We start from the raw sequence: 22,435 nt of genomic DNA on the forward strand, positions 1-22,435 counted from the left end.
TTAAAATAGAATTAAATAAATTTCTGCCGACATTTCTAAAACAAAATATTAAGCAGAACTTTGTTGCAGAAATAATTAAATTATCAACGAATACAGACAAAGAAAGGATGTTAATTTTGAATCATTCTAGCATCTTACAAGAGTTAAAAGCGCTCGTCCCAGAACGCATCATTAAAGTAGACGAGCCCCTTAAACGTTATACTTATACAAAAACTGGAGGTAATGCAGATTTTTACATCTCGCCTGATTCATATGAAGATGTACAAAAAGTCGTAAAATATGCTTACGATAACCAAATTCCAGTAACTTATTTAGGTAATGGCTCTAACATTATTATTCGTGATGGTGGGATTAGAGGCATTGTTTTAAGTTTATTAGATTTAAATCATATCGAGGCTTCTGATGCAACGATAATTGCTGGCAGTGGTGCAGCAATTATTGACGTTTCAAGAAAAGCACGTGATTTGTCACTGACAGGGCTTGAATTTGCTTGCGGTATTCCAGGTTCAGTTGGGGGCGCTGTATACATGAACGCTGGCGCATATGGTGGCGAGATTAAAGATGTCATTGATTATGCACGTGTGATTAACGAACGAGGCGAATTGCTCCAACTCACACATAATGGATTAGAACTCGATTATCGAAATAGTATTATCCAACAGCAACATTACGTTGTCCTTGAAGCTGCCTTTACCCTAACACCTGGTCAGCTCGAAAGTATTCAAGAAAAGATGGATGATTTAACAGAGCGTCGAGAGTCAAAACAACCGCTTGAATATCCATCATGTGGGAGTGTCTTCCGTCGCCCACCTGGCTATTTTGCTGGGAAACTCATACAAGACTCAAACTTGCAAGGTCATCGTATTGGTGGCGTAGAAGTATCGAAAAAGCACGCAGGATTTATGGTAAATGTTGATAACGGGACAGCAACAGATTATGAAAGTCTCATCCACCATGTTCAATCTGTTGTAAAAGAGAAATTTGATGTTGGATTAGAACGTGAAGTTCGCATTATTGGAGAAAAGTTAGAAGATCAATAGTAACTGATGTGAGGAGCGAATAGTATGCCTAAAGTGTATGGTGCCACTGTAGATAAAGAAACACGATGTATTCATTATCATACGCCTTATGATATTATTGCAATAAAGTTTAAATGCTGTGAAAAATATTACCCTTGCTTTAAGTGCCATAATGAATCTGAGAAGCATCGCCCAAAACGATGGCATTCAGATGAATTCCAAGTAAAGGCCATTATGTGTGGCGTTTGCGGCCATGAAATGTCAATTGAAACTTATATGATGTCGGAAGCTTGTCCAGAATGTGATGCCCATTTTAATAATCGATGTAAATTTCATTATCATCACTATTTCGAGATTTAATATGGTTTTCATTTGAGCTAAAATCAGGAATTCTTTTTATTTTGTTTATAATAACATCACATTAGTGAAATGACTGAAAAGGAATGACTGGGGCGAATCATGCTTCCCCTAGTATGGAATAGCTAAAACGGGGCAAAAATCGTGTAGATTTTTGCCCCGCTCTTTTTGTTGTCTTATCAAAACTAGATTGGACATCACATTCCAACCACGTCTTAAATATTAAGTATAGCGCCTATCTTCGTGTGCACGAATCTTTTTGTAGTTCATCAAAAAGAATTGATATATCATTAAGGCTATCAAACCAAGAATGAAGTGATGTTGGGCATTGTGGAATATATCCTTATTTTTTACAATTCTAAAAAAGTGCTTTCAACGTTAGATAATATGCCCCCTAAAGAATACTCTTTTTTTCTATTTCAGTATTCTTGACTTAAGTTCACCTCTACATTTTGCGCATCAGTTCGTTTTGACAGAGCGCCACAAAAACAACCTCACCAGTTGGAGGTGAGGTTGCTCAATCAAATTGTATAGACTTCCTCAAGACATCCCGACATCTAACATGCCGTCACGCCTAGAAAAAGAGGAGTTTATATCTTTTTATGCTTTATCGTTGTCATCAAAAATAAAGTCTTCGTCTTGTAAGCCTTCAACGTTAAGTGCTAAAACGTAACCGTCTCCTTTTACTGAGAAGAAGTCATGGTTTTTAGTTGTACGGTCTAAAGCATTTTCAATAATTGGGCTGAACTCTTTTTCTTCGAAGTACGGTTCAAAACCTAAGTTAGAAAGTGCTTTGTTACCGTTATATTGTACATAATTGAGCACGTCATCAGCTAAACCAAGAGGCTCATACAATTTACGTGTGTAAGATTCTTCGTTTGCATATAAATCTTCTAATAATTTATACATTTCACGATCCGCTTTTTGTTTTTCACTTTCGGATAACTCGCTACGTAAACTTTGTGCATCCAGTCCAGTAAATAGACCGTGAATGGATTCATCTAATAAAATTTTACGAATAATTTCTCCAGATGTCGTCATACGGCCTTGCCCTGCTAAATAAAGTGGATAATAGAAACCAGAGAAGAATAAAAATGTTTCTAAAAATACACTTGCAACACGCGCCATATATTGATCATATATTGTTGTTTCTTTCGCCCATAATTTATGATACGTCCCAACAATTTTCTCAGATTTGTATTTCAAATGTGGCTCTTCAATTACCCATTTGTCCAATAACTCATCCGTTTCACTTGAAGGAAGCAATGTTGTGAAAATATGTGAATAACTTTTCGCATGAATCTGTTCCATCATCCCCATAAAAGCATAGACAGCTTTTTTACGTAAGTCACTTGTATGCATCATGATTAAAGGCATGCCATCATCAGCTTGATGTGTGTCTAATCCTGTTAACCCAGCTAATGCTTTTTTAAAGGCATCTTGTTCTTGTTCAGTTAAAGTTTTCCAACTCGCAATATCTTTTGAAACTTTAAATTCTGTTTCAACCCACATTTGAGCAATGTTTTGACGCCAAAACATATTCGTCATATCTTCCTGAGTATTCCAATTTACAGCTATCATTAATTTCCATTTCTCCTTATCTTTTTATTAGTATCACGATCTATGCATCACGCATGTATGGGGCTGAAATCAATGACTTCGTTGCCCCAAGCATGATAGTTAATATTAGTTCGGCATCAATTTATGGCTAAATTGAGCAACTTGTACATTCTTCGACGCTAAGTAATTTATTTCTTGTGTAATATAAAGATTTAAGCCCTTTGTAATGTGCATAAACATAAAGTCGAGATAATTCACGTGTTGAAATTTCTGAGTTTACATAGAGAATTGTAGAAATACCTTGATCAATGTGTGTTTGAATCGTTGCAATTAAGTCGATTAATTTCATTTGATCTGTGTTAAATGCTGATTTGTAATACCACATCGTTTGCGGTGATAAAAATGGCATTGGATAAAATGTTTCAGAATTTCCGTATGTGCGTCGTTCAATTTGATCCACGATTGGCATAACAGAACTTGTCGCATTTTGTACGTATGAGATACTTTGAGTTGGTGCAATCGCTAAACGGTATGCATGATAAAGACCGTATTTTTCAACTTCAGCTTGTAATGCTTTCCAGTCTTCACGTGTTGGTATATCGTGATTTTCGAATAATGATTTTACTTTGTCATATTGTGGCAAAAAGTCTTCAGACGTATAACGCTCAAAATAGCGACCATTTGCATAATCTGTTTGTTCAAAGCCAACAAAAGTTTCGCCACGTTCTTTTGCTAGTTCCATAGAACGTTCAATTGAATAATAGTTCATCATCATGAAGAAAACATTGGCAAAATCTCTAGCTTCTTCTGATTCATAACTTATTTTATTTTTCGCAAGATAACCGTGTAAGTTCATCACACCTAAACCAACAGAATGAAGTTCGCTGTTTGCTTTTCTTACACCAGGTGCGTTTTGAATATTAGCTTCATCACTTACAACAGTCAGTGCATCCATACCTGTATGCACTGAATCTCTGAATTTATCAGATTCCATTACATTTACAATGTTTAATGAACCTAAGTTACATGAAATATCTCGCTTAATTTCATCTTCAATACCATAATCATTAATGACAGATGTTTCTTGTAATTGGAAAATCTCCGTACATAAGTTACTCATTTTGATTTGGCCGATATTAGAGTTCGCATGCACACGGTTGGCATTGTCTTTAAACATTAAATAAGGATAGCCTGATTGCAATTGTGTTTGCGCAATCATATTTAACATTTCACGTGCATCTTTGCTTTTCTTCATAATATTTGGGTTTTCAACAAGTTGGTCGTAATATTCATCAATATTAATGTCATCGAGTGTGACACCGTATTCTTTTTCAACCGTATGTGGCGCAAACATAAAGAAGTCTTTACCTTCTTTTGCTAGTTCAAAAAACTTAGATGGCACAATTAGACCTGTAGAAATCGTAGACAAACGTAAATCTTCATCAGCATTTACTTTTTTAGTGTCTAAAAATTCTTCCACATCATAATGAAAAATATTAAGGTATACTGCACCTGCTCCTGGACGTTGACCTAACTGATCAGCATAACTAAAGCCACCTTCTAAAGCTTTAGCAACAGGGAGCACGCCTTTTGCTACACCTTTGATGCCTTTGATTGCTTCGCCTCTGGCACGTAGTTTAGATAGATTAATAGCGACACCGCCACCAATCTTACTGAGTTGTTTTGCAGTTGAATCTATGTAGTTAATGGAATTTAAGCTGTCGTCCACTTCTAATAAGAAACATGATACAAGTTCCCCACGACGCGCACGTCCTGCATTTAAAAATGTAGGTGTCGCTGGTTGGTAACGTTGATCAATCATCGCTTGAATAAATTGTTTTGCTAAAGCGACATTACCTTTTGCAAGGTATAGTGACACAATCACGACATGCTGATGATAATCTTCAAGGTACTTTGATTTATCATTGGTTTTAAGTGCATAGTCTTTAAAAAACTTACTTGCTGACATATAGCTCGCAAATTCAAATGGAATTGAAGATGCAAATGCAATGACTTCAGCAAGTTGCGCTTCACTGTATTCGTTAAATACGTTGTAGTAAAAATTATTATCAACTAAAAAGTGAAGGCGCTCCAATTCACTATCAAAATGAACGGTTTTATCTTTAATTTCTTCAAGATACACCGCTAACGCTTCTTGGTCTTTTTCTATTTGAAAAAAGCCGTTTTCATTTCTCTTTGTGACTTGATTGTTTAATTCAATGTGATTGTACTGCTTTTGTTCCATAGTTTTCATAAAAATTGACCACCTTCTCTTTAAATTCTGTTGTGTCTTGGGCATTCCCATGTAATTCAAACTTCAATAATAAAGGGACATTGTACTCGTCAGAAATTGTTACGCCAGCCTTTGCGAAGTTTTGTCCCCAGTTGCGATTTCCACTTGCTGCAACGCCCTTTAAATATTCATGGTTTTTCCCTAAAAATTGTTGTACTGGTTGAGGCACCTCTCCAAAACCAATTGTACTTGTCACAATAATAAAGGGTTCTGTCATCTCTTCAGATGCATTCGTTTCATTAATCTCAAGTGTGTTATCAAGTTCTGCACGCTTAACAAAGCGTCTTACATTGCCGGTAAAAGAATAAAAAACGACTTTCATATTGAATAACCGCCTTTCATATTAAATGAACGATTTTTATATAATTGCTTTTGTTTTCTCTCAATCACAATATAATTCTCATTTAATTAAATGCGAACATATATTTGTTGTCATATGCACTTTAAGATGATGCGCTCATTTCGCAAATTGCTATATTCATCATGCAATCGTTCATTAAAAAATTAATAACACTACATGTAGAGAAGAAAAGAAATAGAATGTGCAAAAACGTGTAATCCTCTATCAATTCCAACCGTTTTCATCCTATTTCTCATCTTTCAAACACAATATATAGTGTTCCTTTTCGTTCATCGGTACTATATTATGTGTTTCATTATACATAAGTCCTTTCTGTTTTTAAAGAGATAAATATGAACTTTTGTCACCAATTGTCATCAAAAGCGATAGTATCAATAGGTTTAGGAAACAGAAAAATTTTTTCTGTAAGAAAACATTTTTAACGCTTGACTTTTGACGATAAAAGAATTATTAGACCACCTAAAATAGAACGTATGTTCTATTTTATTGTACACTTCCTTCACAAAATTTCAAGATATAATGCACGGTAACGCTTTTTATGCTACGATGTATAAGTCAAATTTTTATAATTAAGAGGCGATTTAATGAATTCAAAAATGAAAGGCATCGTTGCTATCTTAATTTCTGCGATTGGTTTTAGCTTTATGGCTGTTTTCTTTCGTCTCGCCGGAGATTTGCCCGTATTTCAAAAATCATTAGCTCGAAATTTTGTAGCGATGTTTATTCCCCTTTTCTTTATTATTAAATTCAAGCAACCTTTTTTCGGTAAACTCAGCAGTCAACCCTTACTCATTACACGCTCGATTTTAGGCTTAACGGGTGTGTTGTTAAATATATATGCCATTGATCATATGGTTTTAAGCGATGCAGACATACTTATGAAACTCAACCCATTTTGGACGATTCTATTAAGCTTAATATTTTTAAAAGAATATATTCAAAAGTATCAAATTACAGCGATGCTTGTCGCAATCGTTGGGATGCTTTTTGTAGTCAAGCCTGAATTTTCTTCAGAAATATTACCTGCGTTGACAGGATTGTTGTCTGGTATTTTTGCAGCTTCGGCTTATACAGCTGTACGTGCATTAAGTACACGCGAAGCACCTTACACGATTGTTTTTTATTTTTCATTCTTCTCAGTTATTGCGCTGTTACCATTTGTTATATTTACGTATGAACCGATGAGCCGTATACAAATCATCTACCTTGTTTTAGCAGGACTTTCAGCAGCTGTTGGTCAAATCGGAATTACTGTCGCATACAGTTATGCACCTGCAAAAGATATTTCTATTTTCACATACGCTTCTATCATCTTTACAGCACTCATAGGTTTTGTTTTATTCAAAGAAGCACCTGATTTCTACGCTGTAATTGGTTATATTATTATTCTAGGTGCAAGTTATTATATGTTTGAAAAAGCAAGACGCGCCACATACTCTGAACATCGTCATAAAAAGCAACAATCAAATTAAAGAAGGAGGCATACCAATGCCTAAAGGTCGTTCAAAAGAAGAATTAAAGGATATTACATTACTCGGCAATCAAAACAACACATATGATTTTGATTACCGTCCAGACGTATTAGAAACGTTTGATAATAAACATCAGGAACGAGATTACTTTGTTAAATTCAACTGCCCTGAATTCACATCTTTATGTCCAATTACAGGTCAACCTGATTTTGCTACCATCTATATTTCATATATTCCAAATGTAAAAATGGTTGAATCAAAATCACTCAAACTTTATTTGTTTAGTTTTCGTAATCATGGTGATTTTCATGAAGACTGTATGAATATTATCATGAATGACCTTATAGAATTAATGGACCCTCACTACATTGAAGTATGGGGTAAATTCACGCCTCGTGGTGGTATTTCAATTGATCCTTATACGAACTATGGTCGTCCAGAAACAAAATATGAAAAAATGGCCGACTATCGCATGATGAATCATGATTTATACCCTGAAACAGTTGATAACAGATAATTTTATTTAAATACATTTAAAGCACAAGAGGCTAGCACATCCATCCCAAAGTAAATAGCGCTCAGATGATTTTAATAGAAAATCGTCTGAGCGCTTCCTTTTTATGATAAAACTGCGTTTCATATCTCAGAGCGTCCTCCTCTTTTATAACAAATCACTTTAAATCTATATTATCCTACCGAAAAATATGCACATAAATGAATTAGCTTCTTTGAAATATTTAAAGCTAAGTTGTATATCATATTAATCATTGTCTTGTTTAATCTACAATTTAGTTATAAAATGGTTTTAACTTCATGCGAAGAGGGGGACTTTTTAATGGGCGCACATTACACAAAGAAAGAAATATTGAACAGTACGCCACGTACAGGTTTTTTCGGGCATCCTAAAGGTTTAAGTACATTATTTTTTACTGAATTTTGGGAGCGCTTTAGCTATTATGGTATGAAAGCCATTTTAGCTTACTATATTTATTATTCTATCGCTAAAGGCGGATTTGGCCTCGATCAAGGTGTCGCACTACAAATTGTTTCTATTTATGGTGCGTTAGTTTATATGAGTGGTGTGATCGGTGGATGGATTGCTGACCGTATTACTGGTACACGTCACGCACTGTTTTACGGTGGAACACTCATTATGCTCGGGCATATTCTTTTATCTCTACCCAATAACTTTGTCATCCTTTTAATTGCATTACTCGTGTTAATTATTGGGACAGGGATGTTGAAGCCTAACATTTCCTCAACAGTAGGCTTATTGTATGAAAAAAATGATCCACGCTTAGATGCAGCTTTTACAATTTTCTATATGAGTATTAATTTAGGTGCATTGCTTTCCCCACTTATTGTAGGTTGGGCACAAGTGAACCTCGGTTTCCACTTCGGCTTTGCTATTGCTGCAGTGGGGATGTTTATTGGATTAGTTACATACTACATCACGAATAAAAAATATTTGGGTCTTGCTGGATTAGAAGTACCCGATCCGTTAACAAAAGCAGAGCGTTCAAAATTAATCAAAATCGTTATTATTGTGGCTGTTGTCATTGCAGTAGTTTGCTTTATTTTAAATCAATTACAACTGTTAACGATAGCCACATTTGCAAACTTTATTACGCTTTTGGGTGTATTTTTACCGCTCTTTTATTTTGTTAAAATTATTTTAAGTAAAAAAACAGCCGATCATGAACGCAAAAGAGTTTATGCTTATATTCCTTTATTCATTGCATCGGTTGCATTTTGGATGATTCAAGAGCAAGGTTCAACTGTACTTGCGCAATTCGCTGATACTAAAACGCAACTTGATTTAGCAAAAGTCACTGGTGGACTCATCGATTTTCATATCCCACCTGCTTGGTTTCAATCGCTAAACCCACTCTTTATCATTACGCTTGCGCCATTATTTTCTATATTGTGGGTAAAATTAGGTCGTTTTAATCCACCTACTGTTATCAAATTTGCAATTGGTGTTATTTTAGCAGGAGTTTCTTACTTAATCATGGTTATCCCTGGCGATGCTGATTTGATTAATCCATTTTGGTTGGTTGCGAGTTTCTTAATTGTAACGATGGGTGAACTTTGCTTATCGCCTATTGGCTTATCGACAACTACCAAATTAGCACCAGAAGCATTTACCGCACAAATGATGAGTGTATGGTTCTTATCTAACGCGATGGCACAAGGGATTAACGCCCAAATGGTAACGATGTATACACATATTAGTACAAATCAATATTTCTTAATTTCTGGTGCAGTCGCACTTCTCATCGGTATCATTTTAATTTGTATCGCACCATTTATTAAAAACTTAATGCAAGGTGTTAAATAACATTTAACTTCAACGATGACACAAATAAGAAGCGGAAGTGGAACGACGAAATCGATTCGATTTCAGTTCTACTTCCGTTTTTACTTATCTGATAAAGTGTTATCTCCCTATTACTAAAACGCCATCGTAGACCTAAATCTGCTATGGCTCTCTTATCATATCAAGTGTTAATTAAGTTTAACTCTGCGAAATTATTTCACGCTTGATAACTTGGCTTGTCATTTTTGTTTGTTTTTATTAATACAAAACTCAAAATCAATTACTTTCTTCTTATTTTATTATTTGGTACCATATGAGGGTCTGGAAAGTTTAACCTTTTATTCTATAAATCCATTTAAAACGAATGAAAGAGGCGTTGTTAGTTTAATAATCCCTAACACTATAACCTATGCTGTCTTAGTAAGTGTCTTTTTTTAGTGTTTTAGATCAAATAGAACACTAGCATGAACCGACTTAGGCATCTTAAAGTATTCACACAATTAGATAGCGCCCTACTTCGTTTCATATTCATTCAATCACGCTTGATAGGTAAATTGTTAAAATTAAAATTATTCAAAATATTTTGTCGTCATACAAAATTCACATTTTCAGTATTATATTTTCAGAAACTTATTGAAATTTAAATATATCAGGCGTAAAATGGCTTCTATATGCTTTGTTCAGACAGGAAGGATTGATTAAAATGTCAGAATTATCACACGAAAAAGCTGTCCAGACCATTCCTCAAAAAGGTTTTTTCGGACATCCTCGTGGTTTAGGAGTACTCTATACTGTTGAATTTTGGGAGAGATTCAGTTATTACGGTATGAGAGCCCTTCTGATATACTATATTTACTACAATGTAGGTCAAGGTGGTTTAGGCCTTGAAAAAACTTTTGCCCAGTCGTTGATGGCTGTCTACGGTTCATTAATTTTTATGACTTCCATTCTAGGGGGATGGATTGCTGACCGCATACTGGGTACACGTCGCTCGATGGTTTACGGTGCATTATTGATTATTATTGGTCACATCTGTTTAAGTTTGCCGTTTGGATTATCAGGATTACTTGCTTCAATGGTATTTATCATTGTAGGTTCTGGTTTAATGAAACCAAACATTTCTAATATTGTTGGTCGCTTATATCCTAAAGGTGACGATCGTGTCGATTCAGGTTTTGTTATTTTTTACATGTCGGTAAATATGGGGGCATTTCTTTCTCCACTAGTATTGGATCATTTTAGAAATACGGGCAACTTCCACGGTGGATTCCTTATTGCTGCAATTGGTATGGCATTATCACTTTTATTCTATTTGCTATTCCATAAGAAAAATTTAGGCGAAATTGGAACAACTGCACCTCACCCATTAAGTCCATCAGAAAAGAAAAAATATGGCATCACATTTGGAAGCCTAGGCTTACTCTTACTCATATTACTTGGCGTTACATACGCAACAGGAACGCTTACATTTGATTTAATTAGTTTTATCGTTTTAATATTAGGCGTTGCCTTACCGATTGGATACTTCTTCATCATGATTGTTAGTAAAGACACATCAGATGTTGAACGTTCACGTGTTATTGCATTTATTCCTTTATTTATTGTCGGCGTTATTTTTTGGTCTATCCAAGAACAAGGTGCCAATGTCCTTAATGTTTATGCGGATGAAAAGGCAGACCTTACATTTAATTTGCTCGGTTGGCATAGTGCTTTTCCAGTGACATGGTTCCAATCGATTAACCCATTCTTTATCGTCGTTTTAGCGCCTGCAATCTCATTATTATGGCGTAAATTAGGTCGTTTCGAGCCGAGTCTACCTATCAAATTTGCGATTGGTCTCGTATTAGCAGGCGTTTCATTTATATTAATGATGGTTGTCATATACGCATATAATGGCTCAGAAATTTGGTTTATGTGGATTGTTCTATCTTATTTCATTTGTGTTATAGGTGAATTGTGTATTTCTCCAACAGGTAACAGTTCTGCGGTAAAACTGGCGCCTGAAAAATTCAATTCACAAATGATGAGTTTATGGTTACTGACAAACGCAACTGCACAAGCCATTAACGCACAGCTCGTAAAGCTACAACCGATTATTGGAGACCAAAACTACTTTGGTTTAATTGGCGGTATAGCTGTTGTCGTTGCATTACTTGTTGCACTTGGTACACCACTTATTCTTAAAGCGATGAAAGGTATTCGTTAACACATTACTTTAAACGGCTCGCATGATTGACTTTCAAATACAATAAAGTAAAGCAGGAGTAGGAGAAATCTAAGTTCAACTTTAGACTTCTCCTACTCTTTTTAGATTCACTATTCTGTTTAAAATGATTAACATACACTACGTTTAGATATACAATGAGAACTAAGATTAACGAAAGGAGTCAACACAATGACCCCGAAATATGAACACGGTTTACTTTTTTATCATGAACATTCAGGCCTTCAAAATATCCATGAAGGCTTAGGGGAAGTGACCGTTGCACTTTCACAACTTTGTAAAAGGCTTTCCATCCAACTAAGTGAAAATGAAGGCGACATTGAACGCTACTGTAAAATGATAAAAGACAATAACAATATTGAACAAATAGAGGTCCTCTTTATTCTAGGTGGCGATGGTACCGTTAATGAACTGATCAATGGTGTACTCAAACACCAACTCCATATTCCAATTGGCGTCATTCCGGGCGGAACATTTAATGATTTCGCAAAGACACTCAATTTAACGAATAAAGCCGTGGAAGCGAGTCATGACCTTTTAGTTGCGACGCCGCAAACTTATGATGTCATGAAAGTGAACGATCGCTACGCCCTCAACTTTGCTGGTATTGGTTTGATGGTGCAAAATGCGGAGAATGTGAAAGGAAAATCAAAAGACCTCTTCGGAAAATTAAGCTACATCTCCTCTACATTTAAAACGATAACCAACCCTAAACATTTTAAATATACTTTAGAAATTGATGGGCAAACGTATTCAGGAGAAACTTCAATGCTGTTATTTGCAAATGGCCGATTTATTGGAGGCGGAAAAATCCCATTAACAGATATGTCTCCTTCAGATGGTGTACTCAACACTTTTATCTTTAATAACTACAGTATGAGCATCCTTAAAGATATTTTTAGTTTAAGAGATAGTATGACTTGGAATGAAATTAGCGACAATATCCAGCATATTTCCAGTCATACAATCAAAATTACGACTGACCCTGAAATGCGCGTCGATATCGACGGTGAAATCGACATGACAACACCAACCACGATTGAAATTATTCCAAAAGCGATTCAATTATTAACAGCCCCACCCGCTGAAAATAATCAATAAAAAACACATGTGTCAGCAAAAAGTCACTGACACATGTGTTTTATTGTGTTGTTAAATTTAATCTGACTTTCTATGATAAAGATTCTTCTTTAGTAATATCACTTAAAAAGTAGGCTTCAACTTCTTTCCAATTGTTCAAGCGTTCGAAGTCCGTATTGCCTTCATTATGTGGCGCTGTAAACATTAAAGGTTTGCCCGTATGAATTGCTAATTGTTTAGGGCTATCGTCAATTAAATAATCTGTCGCGACGATACCTTTACGCCCACAGAAAACAAATTGCTGTGGATCTAAAAATGGAAAATGTGTTAATAACCAATCATATTTATCATGGAAAGATGTTGGCACATCCATCGCTGCAGTTACAATGTAAATATCGTAATGGGCAGCAAGCTTTTTAACGACTTCTTGTGCATCTTTCATAACATTTAAACGTCGAAAGAACCCATCAGACGCTAAAATATCACGAATTTCTGCGGTATGCTCTGGCATAATATCGTAAATTTTACGTCCAACAATTTGTTCTACTGTTATACCTAGTTCGGTACGACGATTAAATTCATCGATTAGTGCTCCTGTCGTATCAGCTAAAACCTCATCCATGTCTATCCCAATTGACACTCTCATCTAATCGCTCCCTATTATTCATTTCATTTAGAAGGCTATCAAAACAGTCATGTTTTGATGCCTCTATAACACGCCCTTATTTCTAGGGTATCAATGTACTAAAAGGATTGTAAAACTTTGCGAATCACTTCATTTTGCTCTGGAAAACCTAAAGTGATGCGCACGCCATTTGGAAACCCTCGTGCAATGATACCATTTTGAAGCAACTGTTCATCTAGTTCTTTTGCGCGGTCTGTTTGTGCAAAAATAAAATTCGTTTCCGATGGATAAAGCTTTACAGAAGTTTCTAAACCATCAAATTTCTCTCTCTCAATTCGATTACGTTCCACAACTTCTAGTAAGTAATCTTGATCTTCAAACGCTTTTAAAGCAGCCTGCTCTGATAAACGTGTTGTATTGAATGGTGGTCGTAATACATTTAATTGTGCAGCCAATTCAGCTGTCGCAACCAAGTAACCGATACGTAAACCAGCAAGTGCATATGCTTTAGAAAACGTGCGCATCATCGCAATATTATCATATTTTTTCATTAACTCAATCGTATTTGGAAAGTCTTTTGCAGTGACATATTCACCGTATGCTTCATCAAAAAGTACGGTTACCTCCTTTGGGATTTTTTCTAAAAATGCTTCTATTTCAGCGTGTGTATGATAAGTACCTGTCGGATTGTTAGGGTTACAAATCCAAACTAACGCTGTTTCCTCATTTACCGCTTCTGCAATACCATCTAAATCAAATGCGCCTTCAATCAGTGGCACTTGGATTGTTTCGGCATCTTCTACAGTAGCGTTATGGAAATATTGTCCAAAAGTACCTTCGCTTGTAACAATGTTATCCCCTGCTCGAACCATAGTTCTAGAAATAATTACAATCATCTCATCAAGGCCGGCTCCAAAAATAACTTGTGATGAATCTACACCATAATGAGAAGCAATGGCTTGTTGTAAAAGAGGTGCATTGGGTTCAGGATATAAGAAGAGATCATCTACATGATCCTTAATCGCTTGTTTTGCCAATGGAGAAGGGCCATATACATTTTCATTTGAAGCATGTTTATATAGCTCACCTGCAATGCCATATTTTTTCTTAAGTCCTTCTGGTGATAAGCCTGGTTGATAAGCGCGTAATTTAGAAATTTGAGATTTCATCTCTAGCCCTCCTATATGTCAGAATTTTTTAAATATGTTAACTATTATAACGAGTTTTACTTTAAAATGCTAGAGTGTGTGGCCATCATTATCGATAGTCCTACTTGTTATAAAACATTTCATATACGCTACATGTTAATTATAGTTACATTTTAGGGTATATTGCACGCCTTTTGATTAAATGTAAAAAGACGGGATAGCAGGATCATCTCTATCTACAGAAGATTTACCGGCCTATCCCGTCTCAAACCATTCAAAAGCGTAAGTTATAGTTTGAGTTTCTCATGATGTTTTACACACGTATCGTTCGTTATGCTTTTTAATGAATGAGTCCTTCTTTTTTCAAGTAGTCTTTTGCAACTTGATATGGATCTTCATCTTTTTCAGCAACACGATAATTCATTTCTTGCATTTCTTCATCAGAAATTTTGCCTTGTAACTTGTTTAATGCTTTCTCAACATCTGGATGGTCATCAATAAATGATTTTTTAAATAATGGTGCCCCTTGATAAGGAGGGAAAGCTTTTCGATCATCTTTCAATACGACCATATCAAATTGCTTTAATTCTGCATCCGTTGAATATGCATCAATGAGATTAATGTCACCTTTCTCGACAGCTTGATAACGTAATTTAGGTTCCATCGTTTTCACATTTTTAAAATTCAAGTGATACAATTTCTTAATAGCTGGATAACCATCTTCACGATCATTAAATTCTAAGGTAAAGCCAGGTTTAATTTCACTTTGCACTTTTCGTAAATCACTGACCGCCTTAATACCGTGTTGTTCTGCAAAATCACGTTTAACCGCAAGTGCATACGTATTGTTATATTTCATCGGTTTTAATAAAGTCATATCAAATTTTTTCTCAAGACTTTGATTCGCCTGTTGATACACTTCTTTTTCATCTTTTGAGTGTGGTGATTCTTTCGTTAACTCGCCTAACACCGTACCCGTGAATTCAAGATAGCCATCGATTTTATCAGATTTAAGGGCATTGAATAAAAAGCTCGTTTTACCCATACCATCTTTAACATCGACCGTGTAATCTGTTTGATCTTCAATCAATATTTTATACATATTTGTGATAATAGAAGGTTCTGTTCCGAGTTTACCGGCGATGGTAATCTTTTCACCTTTGTGAGACAACAACGGTGCCACAGTAACAAGGAACATCGCAAGTAAAATCACACCCAATGTGATTAACATTTTGCGATAAGAAATGTGGCTCAGTATTCTTAAACCGACATCAAATAAAATAGCTAAAATCGCAGCTGGTATCGCACCAATTAAAATTAATGACGTATTGTTACGATCAATTCCTAATAAGATTAAGTCCCCAAGACCGCCAGCACCAATCAAAGCTGCAAGGGTCGCAGTACCAATAATCAATACCATTGCTGTGCGAATCCCGGCCATGATGACAGGCATCGCTAAAGGCAACTCTACTTTAGTGAGTCGTCTCATAGGCTTCATACCAATCCCTTTAGCTGCTTCAACTAATGAATCGTCAACACCTGTTATCCCCGTATATGTATTACGTAAAATAGGCAATAAGGCATACACAACTAAAGCAATAACAGCCGGCACTGTTCCAATACCAAACAATGGAATCATCAAGCCCAGTAGCGCTAGCGATGGAATCGTTTGTAATACAGCAGCAATATTAATCACAATTTCTGACAGTTTCTTTGTTTTTGTCAAAAGGATTCCAAGTGGCACACCGATAAGCACTGCAATCAGTAATGCAACAAAAGACAGTTGAATATGTTCAAGTAATCGGGCTAATAATTCCCCTTTGCGATCACTTAAAGTATTGAGGATGGTATTCATACAGATTCACCTGCCTGGTTTTTTGATAAGAAGCTAAAAATATCTTGTCGCGACAATAACCAAGATTGTGCATCAACCGAAACAATAACTGCATCATGTGATACGAGTTCGCGGTAGACGTCACTGACCGCTTGATTATGATCGACGACTGGATAATCTAATGCTTCGTTCGTATCAAGCTTTCTTCCTGCAAGTTCGGCTACTTTTCCAAGTGTAAAATGATTTAATACCACACCGGTCAAGTTTCCTAAAAACTGGCGTACAAAATCATTTTTAGGCGTTTTAATAAAGTCATTAGGTGTCCCAATTTGTTCAACGCGTCCATGATTAAGTAAACATATGCGGTCGCCTAACTTGAAAGCTTCTTCAATATCATGTGTCACAAAAACAATTGTTTTCTTGATTTTACTTTGTAAGCTTAACAGATCATCTTGTAACTTTTCACGTGTAATCGGGTCTAAAGCACTAAAAGGTTCATCCATTAAAATGACAGGTGGATCCGCTGCTAGTGCACGAACGACACCGACACGTTGACGTTGACCACCAGACAATTCGTCAGGTTTGCGATTTCTAAATTGCTTAGGTTCTAAACCTACCATTTCTAACAATTCATCAACACGCGTATCAATTTTTGATTTAGACCAATCTTTCATTAAAGGAACTTGCGCAATATTGTCACGGATTGTCATATGTGGAAATAAAGCAATTTGTTGTAACACATAACCCATATCCCAGCGCATCTCATACACAGAATAGTCACTAATAGGTCTTTCTTTAAAGTAAATATAGCCGTCTGATAAGGGGATAAGACGGTTAATCATTTTCATCGTTGTCGTTTTGCCCGATCCTGATGGTCCAATTAAAACGAAAAATTCGCCTTCTTGAATCTCCATATCGACTTGATCAACAACGACTTTATCACCGTAACGTTTCGTTACATTATTAAACTTAATCATTGAATCCCTCGTTCTCTATTTTATTGATTTTCATTTATATAGCTCATTACCCCAAACTTTGAAACTTATACTTATTAAATCATAATTCATTGAAAAAATAACTCAATTTGCCTCTAATTTTTAATCGAGCTTAATCAATAAAATAATACGTTACAAGTAGCATTCAATTTTATATAAACTGTTTCTTTTAACACCATTATGGATATCAATCACCTAACCTATTTTATCGCATGCATTTATCAAATTTTTTTAATTGCCTTTACAAAAACATCGCCTCAAAAAAGCAATAAAAAAACAACACAGACTGGATTTTCTGTGCTGTTTTAATATTTATCTACTGCTATAACGACCTATCTTAAATTAGCTCTTTTAATCGTCTTTAATAAAAGCATTCCGACTATTATTTATGAACTATGCATTTTATAATCTTGAATCGCTGTTAAAAATTCAGGACAGTAGTGTTTTAATTTATAACTACCTACACCTTCAATTTGAATCATATCTTGCTTTGAAAGTGGCTTACGTTTCGCAAATGCTTCTAATGTATAATCCGTAAAAATATTCGTCGGTGGAATATTCATTTTTTCGCTCATATGTTGACGTACTTCAACTAATTTTTCAAATAAAATGCGGTCTACACCTTCGACAGTATTAATATTAACGGTTTCTTTTGATTTTCGTTTGAAAGGTGTCGTATAAATTTTCGTTTCGTCATACAATAACGTCTCGACAGATTGATCACACAACAAAATTTCATCGTGTTCATTTAAAAAACCTTTAAAGCGCAATTCGTCAATTAAATGATGTAATTCACCTGTCGTATAATGTTTCATGATGCCATATGTGGAAAGTGCCTCATACGCGTGATGACGTATGTAGTCTGTCTTTTCACCACGCAAGACTTGAATAACTGTTTGATAACTTTCATTTTGTCTTAAACGTGCAACACAACTGACAATCATTTTAGCTTCATTTGTCATGTCATACGTTTTATTTTTATCAACACAGTTACTACATTGTTGACACTCTTCTAATTTTTCATTGGGCTCAAAATAATGAACGAGTGTAGCTTCTAAGCACTTACTTGTTTTAGTATATTGAATCATCTTCGTAAGCTTTTCACCCATGCGTTCCTTATAATCATCATCCGCTTTTGAACTACTAATAAAATACTGATGTAAACTGATATCACGATCACTATACAATAATATACAATCACTTTCTAAACCATCTCGGCCTGCACGCCCCGCTTCTTGATAATATGATTCCAAATCACCCGGCATATTGTAATGAATAACGTAACGTACATTCGATTTATCAATACCCATACCAAAGGCGTTTGTGGCGATAACGACGCGAATACGATCGTACAAAAAATCATTTTGTGCTTCATTTCTTTGCTTAGATGTTAACCCTGCATGATAATAAGTTGAAGCGACACCTACATCCTCAAGTGCTTCATAAAGCGCCTCTACTTGTTTACGGGTAGAGCAATAAATAATGCCCGAAACCTTCGCATGACTTTTAACATAATCAACAATAAACTTTTGTCTTTGATAAGTTGCATTGACTTGAAATTTTAAATTACGACGTCTAATACTCGTTTTTACGACATGATTAGGATGAATCATCAAGCGCGACATAATATCTTGTTGTACTTCCGTTGTAGCAGTCGCAGTAAGTGCTATAATCGCAAAATGTTGAGGCATAGCTAGGACACGTTGAATGACCGCTTGATAACTCGGACGAAAATCATGGCCCCATTTCGATATACAGTGTGCTTCATCAAATGCGACAAGTGCAATATTGACACGGCGCAACAGCATTTCAAAATACGTACTCTCGAATCGTTCTGGTGCGACATACAAAAATTTTAATTCACCATCGACTAATTGTTGTTCGATTTCTTTTTGGGCTTGTGCAGTTAAACTACTATTTAAATAAGCCGCTGCAATGCCCATCGCTTTCAATTGATCGACCTGATCTTTCATTAATGAAATTAACGGGCTGATTACAATCGTTGTACCTTCTAACATCAGTCCTGGCACTTGATAACAAATCGATTTACCACCCCCAGTAGGTAAAACACCTAATGTGTGATGATGATTTAAAATCAATTCAATGATTTCTTTTTGACCAGGACGAAAACTTTGGTATCCAAAATAATGCGACAGTGTTTGCTCCATATTATCCCTCTTACTGTTCTAAAATTTCTTCTAGTTCACTCCATCTCGTGATGTCTAAATCATATTGCGTCTCAAGCGCTTCTTTTTCTTCACTCAATGCTTTGATTTTGGAATAATCTGCGTTGGCTTCAATCATCTCTTCGTCAATAGCTTTGAGACGTGTTTCTGTTTCATCAATTCTAACGATTAACATGTCGTATTCTCTTTTTTCTTTATATGATAATCCTTTTTTCTTTTTCTTCGGTTGTTCTTTTGGGGTATCTTTCGAATCTTTCACTTGGGTTGATGCTTCAACGTATTGTTTCTGATAAGCAAGATAGTCCTCAAATTGTCCTAATATCACATCAAATTGCCCATCATGAATATACCAATAACAATCGACGACTTTATTTAAAAAGTAACGATCATGACTTACGGTAATGACTGTTCCACCAAAAGTTTGAATATAGTCTTCAAGAATCGTCAATGTTTCAGTATCTAAGTCATTCGTCGGTTCATCTAATAATAGAACATTCGGTTGATGAACTAATAATTTAAGTAAATATAAGCGCTTCTGTTCTCCACCAGACAGTTTATATACTTTTTTACCATGAGTTGCACTCGGAAAGAGAAAACGCTCCAACAACTGTGTAATCGAAATGGTTGTGCCATCCTTTTGACGGGCTAACTCACTCTCTTCTCGCAGAAAATCAATCATACGAATATCTCGATTTAAACGCTCATCTGTTTGTTTAAAGTAAGCAATTTTAACCGTTTGGCCCACTTTAACGACACCCTCATATGCTGTGTCTTCTCCTGCTAAAATATTCAACAATGTTGTTTTACCGGCGCCATTCGGTCCAACAATACCAATTTGTGCCCCTTTTTGAATCAATGTTGTAATATTTTCAAATAACGTGCGTTGATTGATCACTTTCGTTACATTTTCAAGTTCAAAAACTTGTTTACCTAAACGGGAATAAGCAAGACCTAGTGACCCTTTTTCTTGTGATTTTTGTGCATTGACTTGCTTTTCTAAATCATGGAATCGATCTTGTCTCGCTTGTTGTTTCGTCGTTCTCGCCTTAACACCCGCACGCATCCACGCAAGTTCTTGTTTGTATAGGGCACGTTGCTTGGTTTGTTGTCGTACTTCAATTTCTTCACGTTCTGCACGCATCGCGATATAGGCCTCATAATTACCCGGATAAGTTTCTAGCTGACCATTCTTCAGTTCTACAATGCGCGTCGCCACTTCGTTTAAAAAGTAGCGGTCATGCGTTACAAATACAACTGTTTTCGGATAAGATTTTACAAACTGGATAAGCCAATGGATAGATTCAAAATCTAAATGGTTTGTCGGCTCATCTAAAAGCAGTAAATCTGGTTTTTCAATTAATGTGCGTGCTAAAATAACGCGCTTTTGTTGGCCCCCTGACAAAGATCCGAGTTGCCGCGTTGTATCATGAATACCTAATCTAGAAAGTATCGTTTTAATTTCGGCACTGTAATCCCATGCGCCTAAATTGTCCATTTCTGTTTGTGCTGCCATCATTGCATCAAAAGCCTGTTCACTCTGTACTTCAGCATAAGTTGCAGTGGCTTCTTCATAACGCTTAATGACTTGTAACTCTTTAGAGTTTGCACCATATACTGTTTCGTACACTGTCATCTCGGGATTTAAATCATGATTTTGTGCAGCATAACGAATGCGATAATTTTTAGGATGCGACTGTTCGGCATCAAAGTCATCGTCTTTACCTGCAATCACTTTTAATAACGAACTCTTACCTGTTCCATTAATCCCTACTAATCCAATTCGCTCTTGATGAGAAATGGATAGATGAAGATCATCAAATATCACTTTATCCGCATACGATTTATTGAGGTGTTCAATTTTATACGCTTCCACAACACATGCACCCTTTTTCCTATAGATTTACTCGTATTTATTTGTTAACCTTAAATCAGTTCTATATATTATACACTTTTTTTGGAACAAATGATATAAAGAGAGGTGTGCTTGGTGGAATATATTTCAAATGCACCGCCCTTTCTTCAAGCGCTCATTGCAGGTATCGTGACTTGGCTTTTAACTGCATTAGGGGCTGCAGTAGTATTTATTTTTAAAAAGGTCAATGCACGTGTACTGAGTTCAATGCAAGGTTTTGCAGCCGGCATTATGATTGCTGCGAGTTTTTGGTCACTTTTGCAGCCTGCTATTGAAAGCAGTGCTGACAGTGCGACGCCGTGGTTACCTGCTACGATTGGCTTTCTTCTTGGGGGCGTATTTATCCGCTCTTTAGATGGGGTCATCCCGCATATCCATCGCAATGCGAGAGAAGCGTCACAAAGACAAGAGGGTGTCAAGACGCACTTAGATAAAAACACATTGCTATTGCTCGCGATAACTTTGCACAACATACCAGAGGGACTTGCAATTGGGGTTGCATTCGGCGGTATCGCAACTGGAAATGCGCATGCAACATGGCTTGGCGCTTTAGGGTTGGCAATAGGGATAGGCATACAAAACATTCCTGAGGGTGCTGCATTGTCACTTCCTATACATGCATCAGGGCAAACAAAGTGGCGTGCTTTTAATTACGGACAAGCTTCAGCACTCGTCGAACCAATTTTTGCAGCAATAGGTGCCGCAGCGGTTTTGGTCGTGACACCAATATTACCATATGCATTAGCTTTTGCAGCAGGCGCAATGATTTTTGTCGTTGTTGAAGAATTGATCCCTGATTCACAATCAGGGGATAATACAGACCTCGCAACTTTGAGTTTGATGCTCGGTTTTACCATAATGATGATACTCGATGTTGCGCTAGGCTAATAGGGCACATTAAAATCCGATTGTTCACTTTGTTGGAACAATCGGATTTTTGTTTTTTATACGGCATTGGATGACTAACCATAAATAAAGGGGTCAAGACATTTATATGTCTCAACCCCTTAATATCTCAAATGAGAAAATTATATTCCACAATGACATTG

General features: G+C 36.0%; 17 protein-coding genes. 8 read left to right on the top strand and 9 right to left on the bottom strand.

Annotation, left to right across the window (positions count from 1 at the left end):
- Positions 1-107 precede the first annotated feature (107 nt).
- The gene (gene murB, locus C1H58_RS01215) at positions 108-1,040 is read left to right on the top strand and encodes a UDP-N-acetylmuramate dehydrogenase (RefSeq protein ID WP_481864905.1); all 933 of its coding nucleotides are present in this window, start codon (positions 108-110) and stop codon (positions 1,038-1,040) included.
- Positions 1,041-1,064: 24 nt separating this feature from the next.
- Positions 1,065-1,379, top strand: coding sequence for a CHY zinc finger protein (locus C1H58_RS01220; protein ID WP_050331609.1), 315 nt, complete (start codon positions 1,065-1,067; stop codon positions 1,377-1,379).
- A 597-nt stretch (positions 1,380-1,976) separates the two neighbouring features.
- On the opposite strand, the gene nrdF is transcribed toward C1H58_RS01220, so the two are convergent.
- The 3 genes from nrdF to nrdI all read right to left on the bottom strand — a co-directional run bounded on the left by nrdF (position 1,977) and on the right by nrdI (position 5,551).
- Positions 1,977-2,957 (bottom strand): class 1b ribonucleoside-diphosphate reductase subunit beta, encoded by a 981-nt coding sequence (gene nrdF, locus C1H58_RS01225; RefSeq protein ID WP_016424501.1) that lies wholly within the window; start codon positions 2,955-2,957, stop codon positions 1,977-1,979.
- 127 nt (positions 2,958-3,084) lie between these two features.
- Positions 3,085-5,190 (bottom strand): class 1b ribonucleoside-diphosphate reductase subunit alpha, encoded by a 2,106-nt coding sequence (nrdE, locus tag C1H58_RS01230; RefSeq protein ID WP_165545058.1) that lies wholly within the window; start codon positions 5,188-5,190, stop codon positions 3,085-3,087.
- Positions 5,153-5,551 (bottom strand): class Ib ribonucleoside-diphosphate reductase assembly flavoprotein NrdI, encoded by a 399-nt coding sequence (nrdI, locus tag C1H58_RS01235; RefSeq protein WP_050345966.1) that lies wholly within the window; start codon positions 5,549-5,551, stop codon positions 5,153-5,155. The genes nrdE and nrdI overlap by 38 nt, the downstream gene beginning before the upstream one ends.
- A 623-nt stretch (positions 5,552-6,174) precedes the next feature.
- On the opposite strand from nrdI, the gene C1H58_RS01240 reads away from it, so the two are divergent.
- The 5 genes from C1H58_RS01240 (at position 6,175) to C1H58_RS01260 (ending at position 12,707) form a co-directional block, all read left to right on the top strand.
- The gene (locus C1H58_RS01240) at positions 6,175-7,062 is read left to right on the top strand and encodes a DMT family transporter (RefSeq protein WP_165545059.1); all 888 of its coding nucleotides are present in this window, start codon (positions 6,175-6,177) and stop codon (positions 7,060-7,062) included.
- Between the two features lie 16 nt (positions 7,063-7,078).
- Positions 7,079-7,579, top strand: a complete 501-nt coding sequence (queF, locus tag C1H58_RS01245) for a preQ(1) synthase (RefSeq protein ID WP_165545060.1) — start codon at positions 7,079-7,081, stop codon at positions 7,577-7,579.
- 318 nt (positions 7,580-7,897) lie between these two features.
- A complete protein-coding gene (locus C1H58_RS01250; RefSeq protein ID WP_165545061.1) occupies positions 7,898-9,403 on the top strand; it encodes a peptide MFS transporter in 1,506 nt (501 codons plus the stop codon).
- Positions 9,404-10,085: 682 nt separating this feature from the next.
- A complete protein-coding gene (locus C1H58_RS01255) occupies positions 10,086-11,588 on the top strand; it encodes a peptide MFS transporter (protein WP_050331615.1) in 1,503 nt (500 codons plus the stop codon).
- 189 nt (positions 11,589-11,777) lie between these two features.
- Entirely contained in the window at positions 11,778-12,707 is a 930-nt protein-coding gene (locus C1H58_RS01260) for a diacylglycerol/lipid kinase family protein (RefSeq protein ID WP_165545062.1), read from the top strand.
- A gap of 70 nt (positions 12,708-12,777) precedes the next feature.
- Here C1H58_RS01260 and C1H58_RS01265 read toward each other — a convergent pair whose 3' ends face one another.
- The 6 genes from C1H58_RS01265 to C1H58_RS01290 all read right to left on the bottom strand — a co-directional run bounded on the left by C1H58_RS01265 (position 12,778) and on the right by C1H58_RS01290 (position 21,347).
- A complete protein-coding gene (locus C1H58_RS01265; RefSeq protein WP_165545063.1) occupies positions 12,778-13,332 on the bottom strand; it encodes a 5' nucleotidase, NT5C type in 555 nt (184 codons plus the stop codon).
- A gap of 98 nt (positions 13,333-13,430) precedes the next feature.
- Positions 13,431-14,480 (bottom strand): histidinol-phosphate transaminase, encoded by a 1,050-nt coding sequence (hisC, locus tag C1H58_RS01270; RefSeq protein ID WP_165545064.1) that lies wholly within the window; start codon positions 14,478-14,480, stop codon positions 13,431-13,433.
- A 319-nt stretch (positions 14,481-14,799) separates the two neighbouring features.
- Positions 14,800-16,314, bottom strand: a complete 1,515-nt coding sequence (locus C1H58_RS01275) for an ABC transporter permease/substrate-binding protein (protein ID WP_165545065.1) — start codon at positions 16,312-16,314, stop codon at positions 14,800-14,802.
- Positions 16,311-17,270: an ABC transporter ATP-binding protein gene (locus C1H58_RS01280; RefSeq protein ID WP_165545066.1), complete on the bottom strand. Its 960-nt coding sequence runs from the start codon at positions 17,268-17,270 to the stop codon at positions 16,311-16,313. The genes C1H58_RS01275 and C1H58_RS01280 overlap by 4 nt, the downstream gene beginning before the upstream one ends.
- A gap of 404 nt (positions 17,271-17,674) precedes the next feature.
- A complete protein-coding gene (gene recQ / locus C1H58_RS01285) occupies positions 17,675-19,456 on the bottom strand; it encodes a DNA helicase RecQ (protein ID WP_050331621.1) in 1,782 nt (593 codons plus the stop codon).
- Positions 19,457-19,466: 10 nt separating this feature from the next.
- A complete protein-coding gene (locus C1H58_RS01290) occupies positions 19,467-21,347 on the bottom strand; it encodes an ABC-F family ATP-binding cassette domain-containing protein (protein ID WP_165545067.1) in 1,881 nt (626 codons plus the stop codon).
- 111 nt (positions 21,348-21,458) lie between these two features.
- On the opposite strand from C1H58_RS01290, the gene C1H58_RS01295 reads away from it, so the two are divergent.
- On the top strand, positions 21,459-22,274 hold the full coding sequence (locus C1H58_RS01295; RefSeq protein ID WP_050345974.1) for a ZIP family metal transporter: 816 nt from the start codon (positions 21,459-21,461) through the stop codon (positions 22,272-22,274).
- The last annotated feature ends 161 nt before the right edge of the window (positions 22,275-22,435 follow it).

This window comes from Staphylococcus sp. 191 (genome assembly GCF_011174885.1).
GTDB classification, from domain to species: Bacteria; Bacillota; Bacilli; order Staphylococcales; family Staphylococcaceae; genus Staphylococcus; species Staphylococcus coagulans.

What these genes read in the sequence shown, in the direction of transcription:
- murB (WP_481864905.1), top strand. Translation starts at nt 108, where the DNA reads ATGTTAATTTTGAATCATTCTAGCATCTTACAAGAGTTAAAAGCGCTC.
- C1H58_RS01220 (WP_050331609.1), top strand. Translation starts at nt 1,065, where the DNA reads ATGCCTAAAGTGTATGGTGCCACTGTAGATAAAGAAACACGATGTATT.
- nrdF (WP_016424501.1), bottom strand. Translation starts at nt 2,957, where the DNA reads ATGATAGCTGTAAATTGGAATACTCAGGAAGATATGACGAATATGTTT.
- nrdE (WP_165545058.1), bottom strand. Translation starts at nt 5,190, where the DNA reads ATGAAAACTATGGAACAAAAGCAGTACAATCACATTGAATTAAACAAT.
- nrdI (WP_050345966.1), bottom strand. Translation starts at nt 5,551, where the DNA reads ATGAAAGTCGTTTTTTATTCTTTTACCGGCAATGTAAGACGCTTTGTT.
- C1H58_RS01240 (WP_165545059.1), top strand. Translation starts at nt 6,175, where the DNA reads ATGAATTCAAAAATGAAAGGCATCGTTGCTATCTTAATTTCTGCGATT.
- queF (WP_165545060.1), top strand. Translation starts at nt 7,079, where the DNA reads ATGCCTAAAGGTCGTTCAAAAGAAGAATTAAAGGATATTACATTACTC.
- C1H58_RS01250 (WP_165545061.1), top strand. Translation starts at nt 7,898, where the DNA reads ATGGGCGCACATTACACAAAGAAAGAAATATTGAACAGTACGCCACGT.
- C1H58_RS01255 (WP_050331615.1), top strand. Translation starts at nt 10,086, where the DNA reads ATGTCAGAATTATCACACGAAAAAGCTGTCCAGACCATTCCTCAAAAA.
- C1H58_RS01260 (WP_165545062.1), top strand. Translation starts at nt 11,778, where the DNA reads ATGACCCCGAAATATGAACACGGTTTACTTTTTTATCATGAACATTCA.
- C1H58_RS01265 (WP_165545063.1), bottom strand. Translation starts at nt 13,332, where the DNA reads ATGAGAGTGTCAATTGGGATAGACATGGATGAGGTTTTAGCTGATACG.
- hisC (WP_165545064.1), bottom strand. Translation starts at nt 14,480, where the DNA reads ATGAAATCTCAAATTTCTAAATTACGCGCTTATCAACCAGGCTTATCA.
- C1H58_RS01275 (WP_165545065.1), bottom strand. Translation starts at nt 16,314, where the DNA reads ATGAATACCATCCTCAATACTTTAAGTGATCGCAAAGGGGAATTATTA.
- C1H58_RS01280 (WP_165545066.1), bottom strand. Translation starts at nt 17,270, where the DNA reads ATGATTAAGTTTAATAATGTAACGAAACGTTACGGTGATAAAGTCGTT.
- recQ (WP_050331621.1), bottom strand. Translation starts at nt 19,456, where the DNA reads ATGGAGCAAACACTGTCGCATTATTTTGGATACCAAAGTTTTCGTCCT.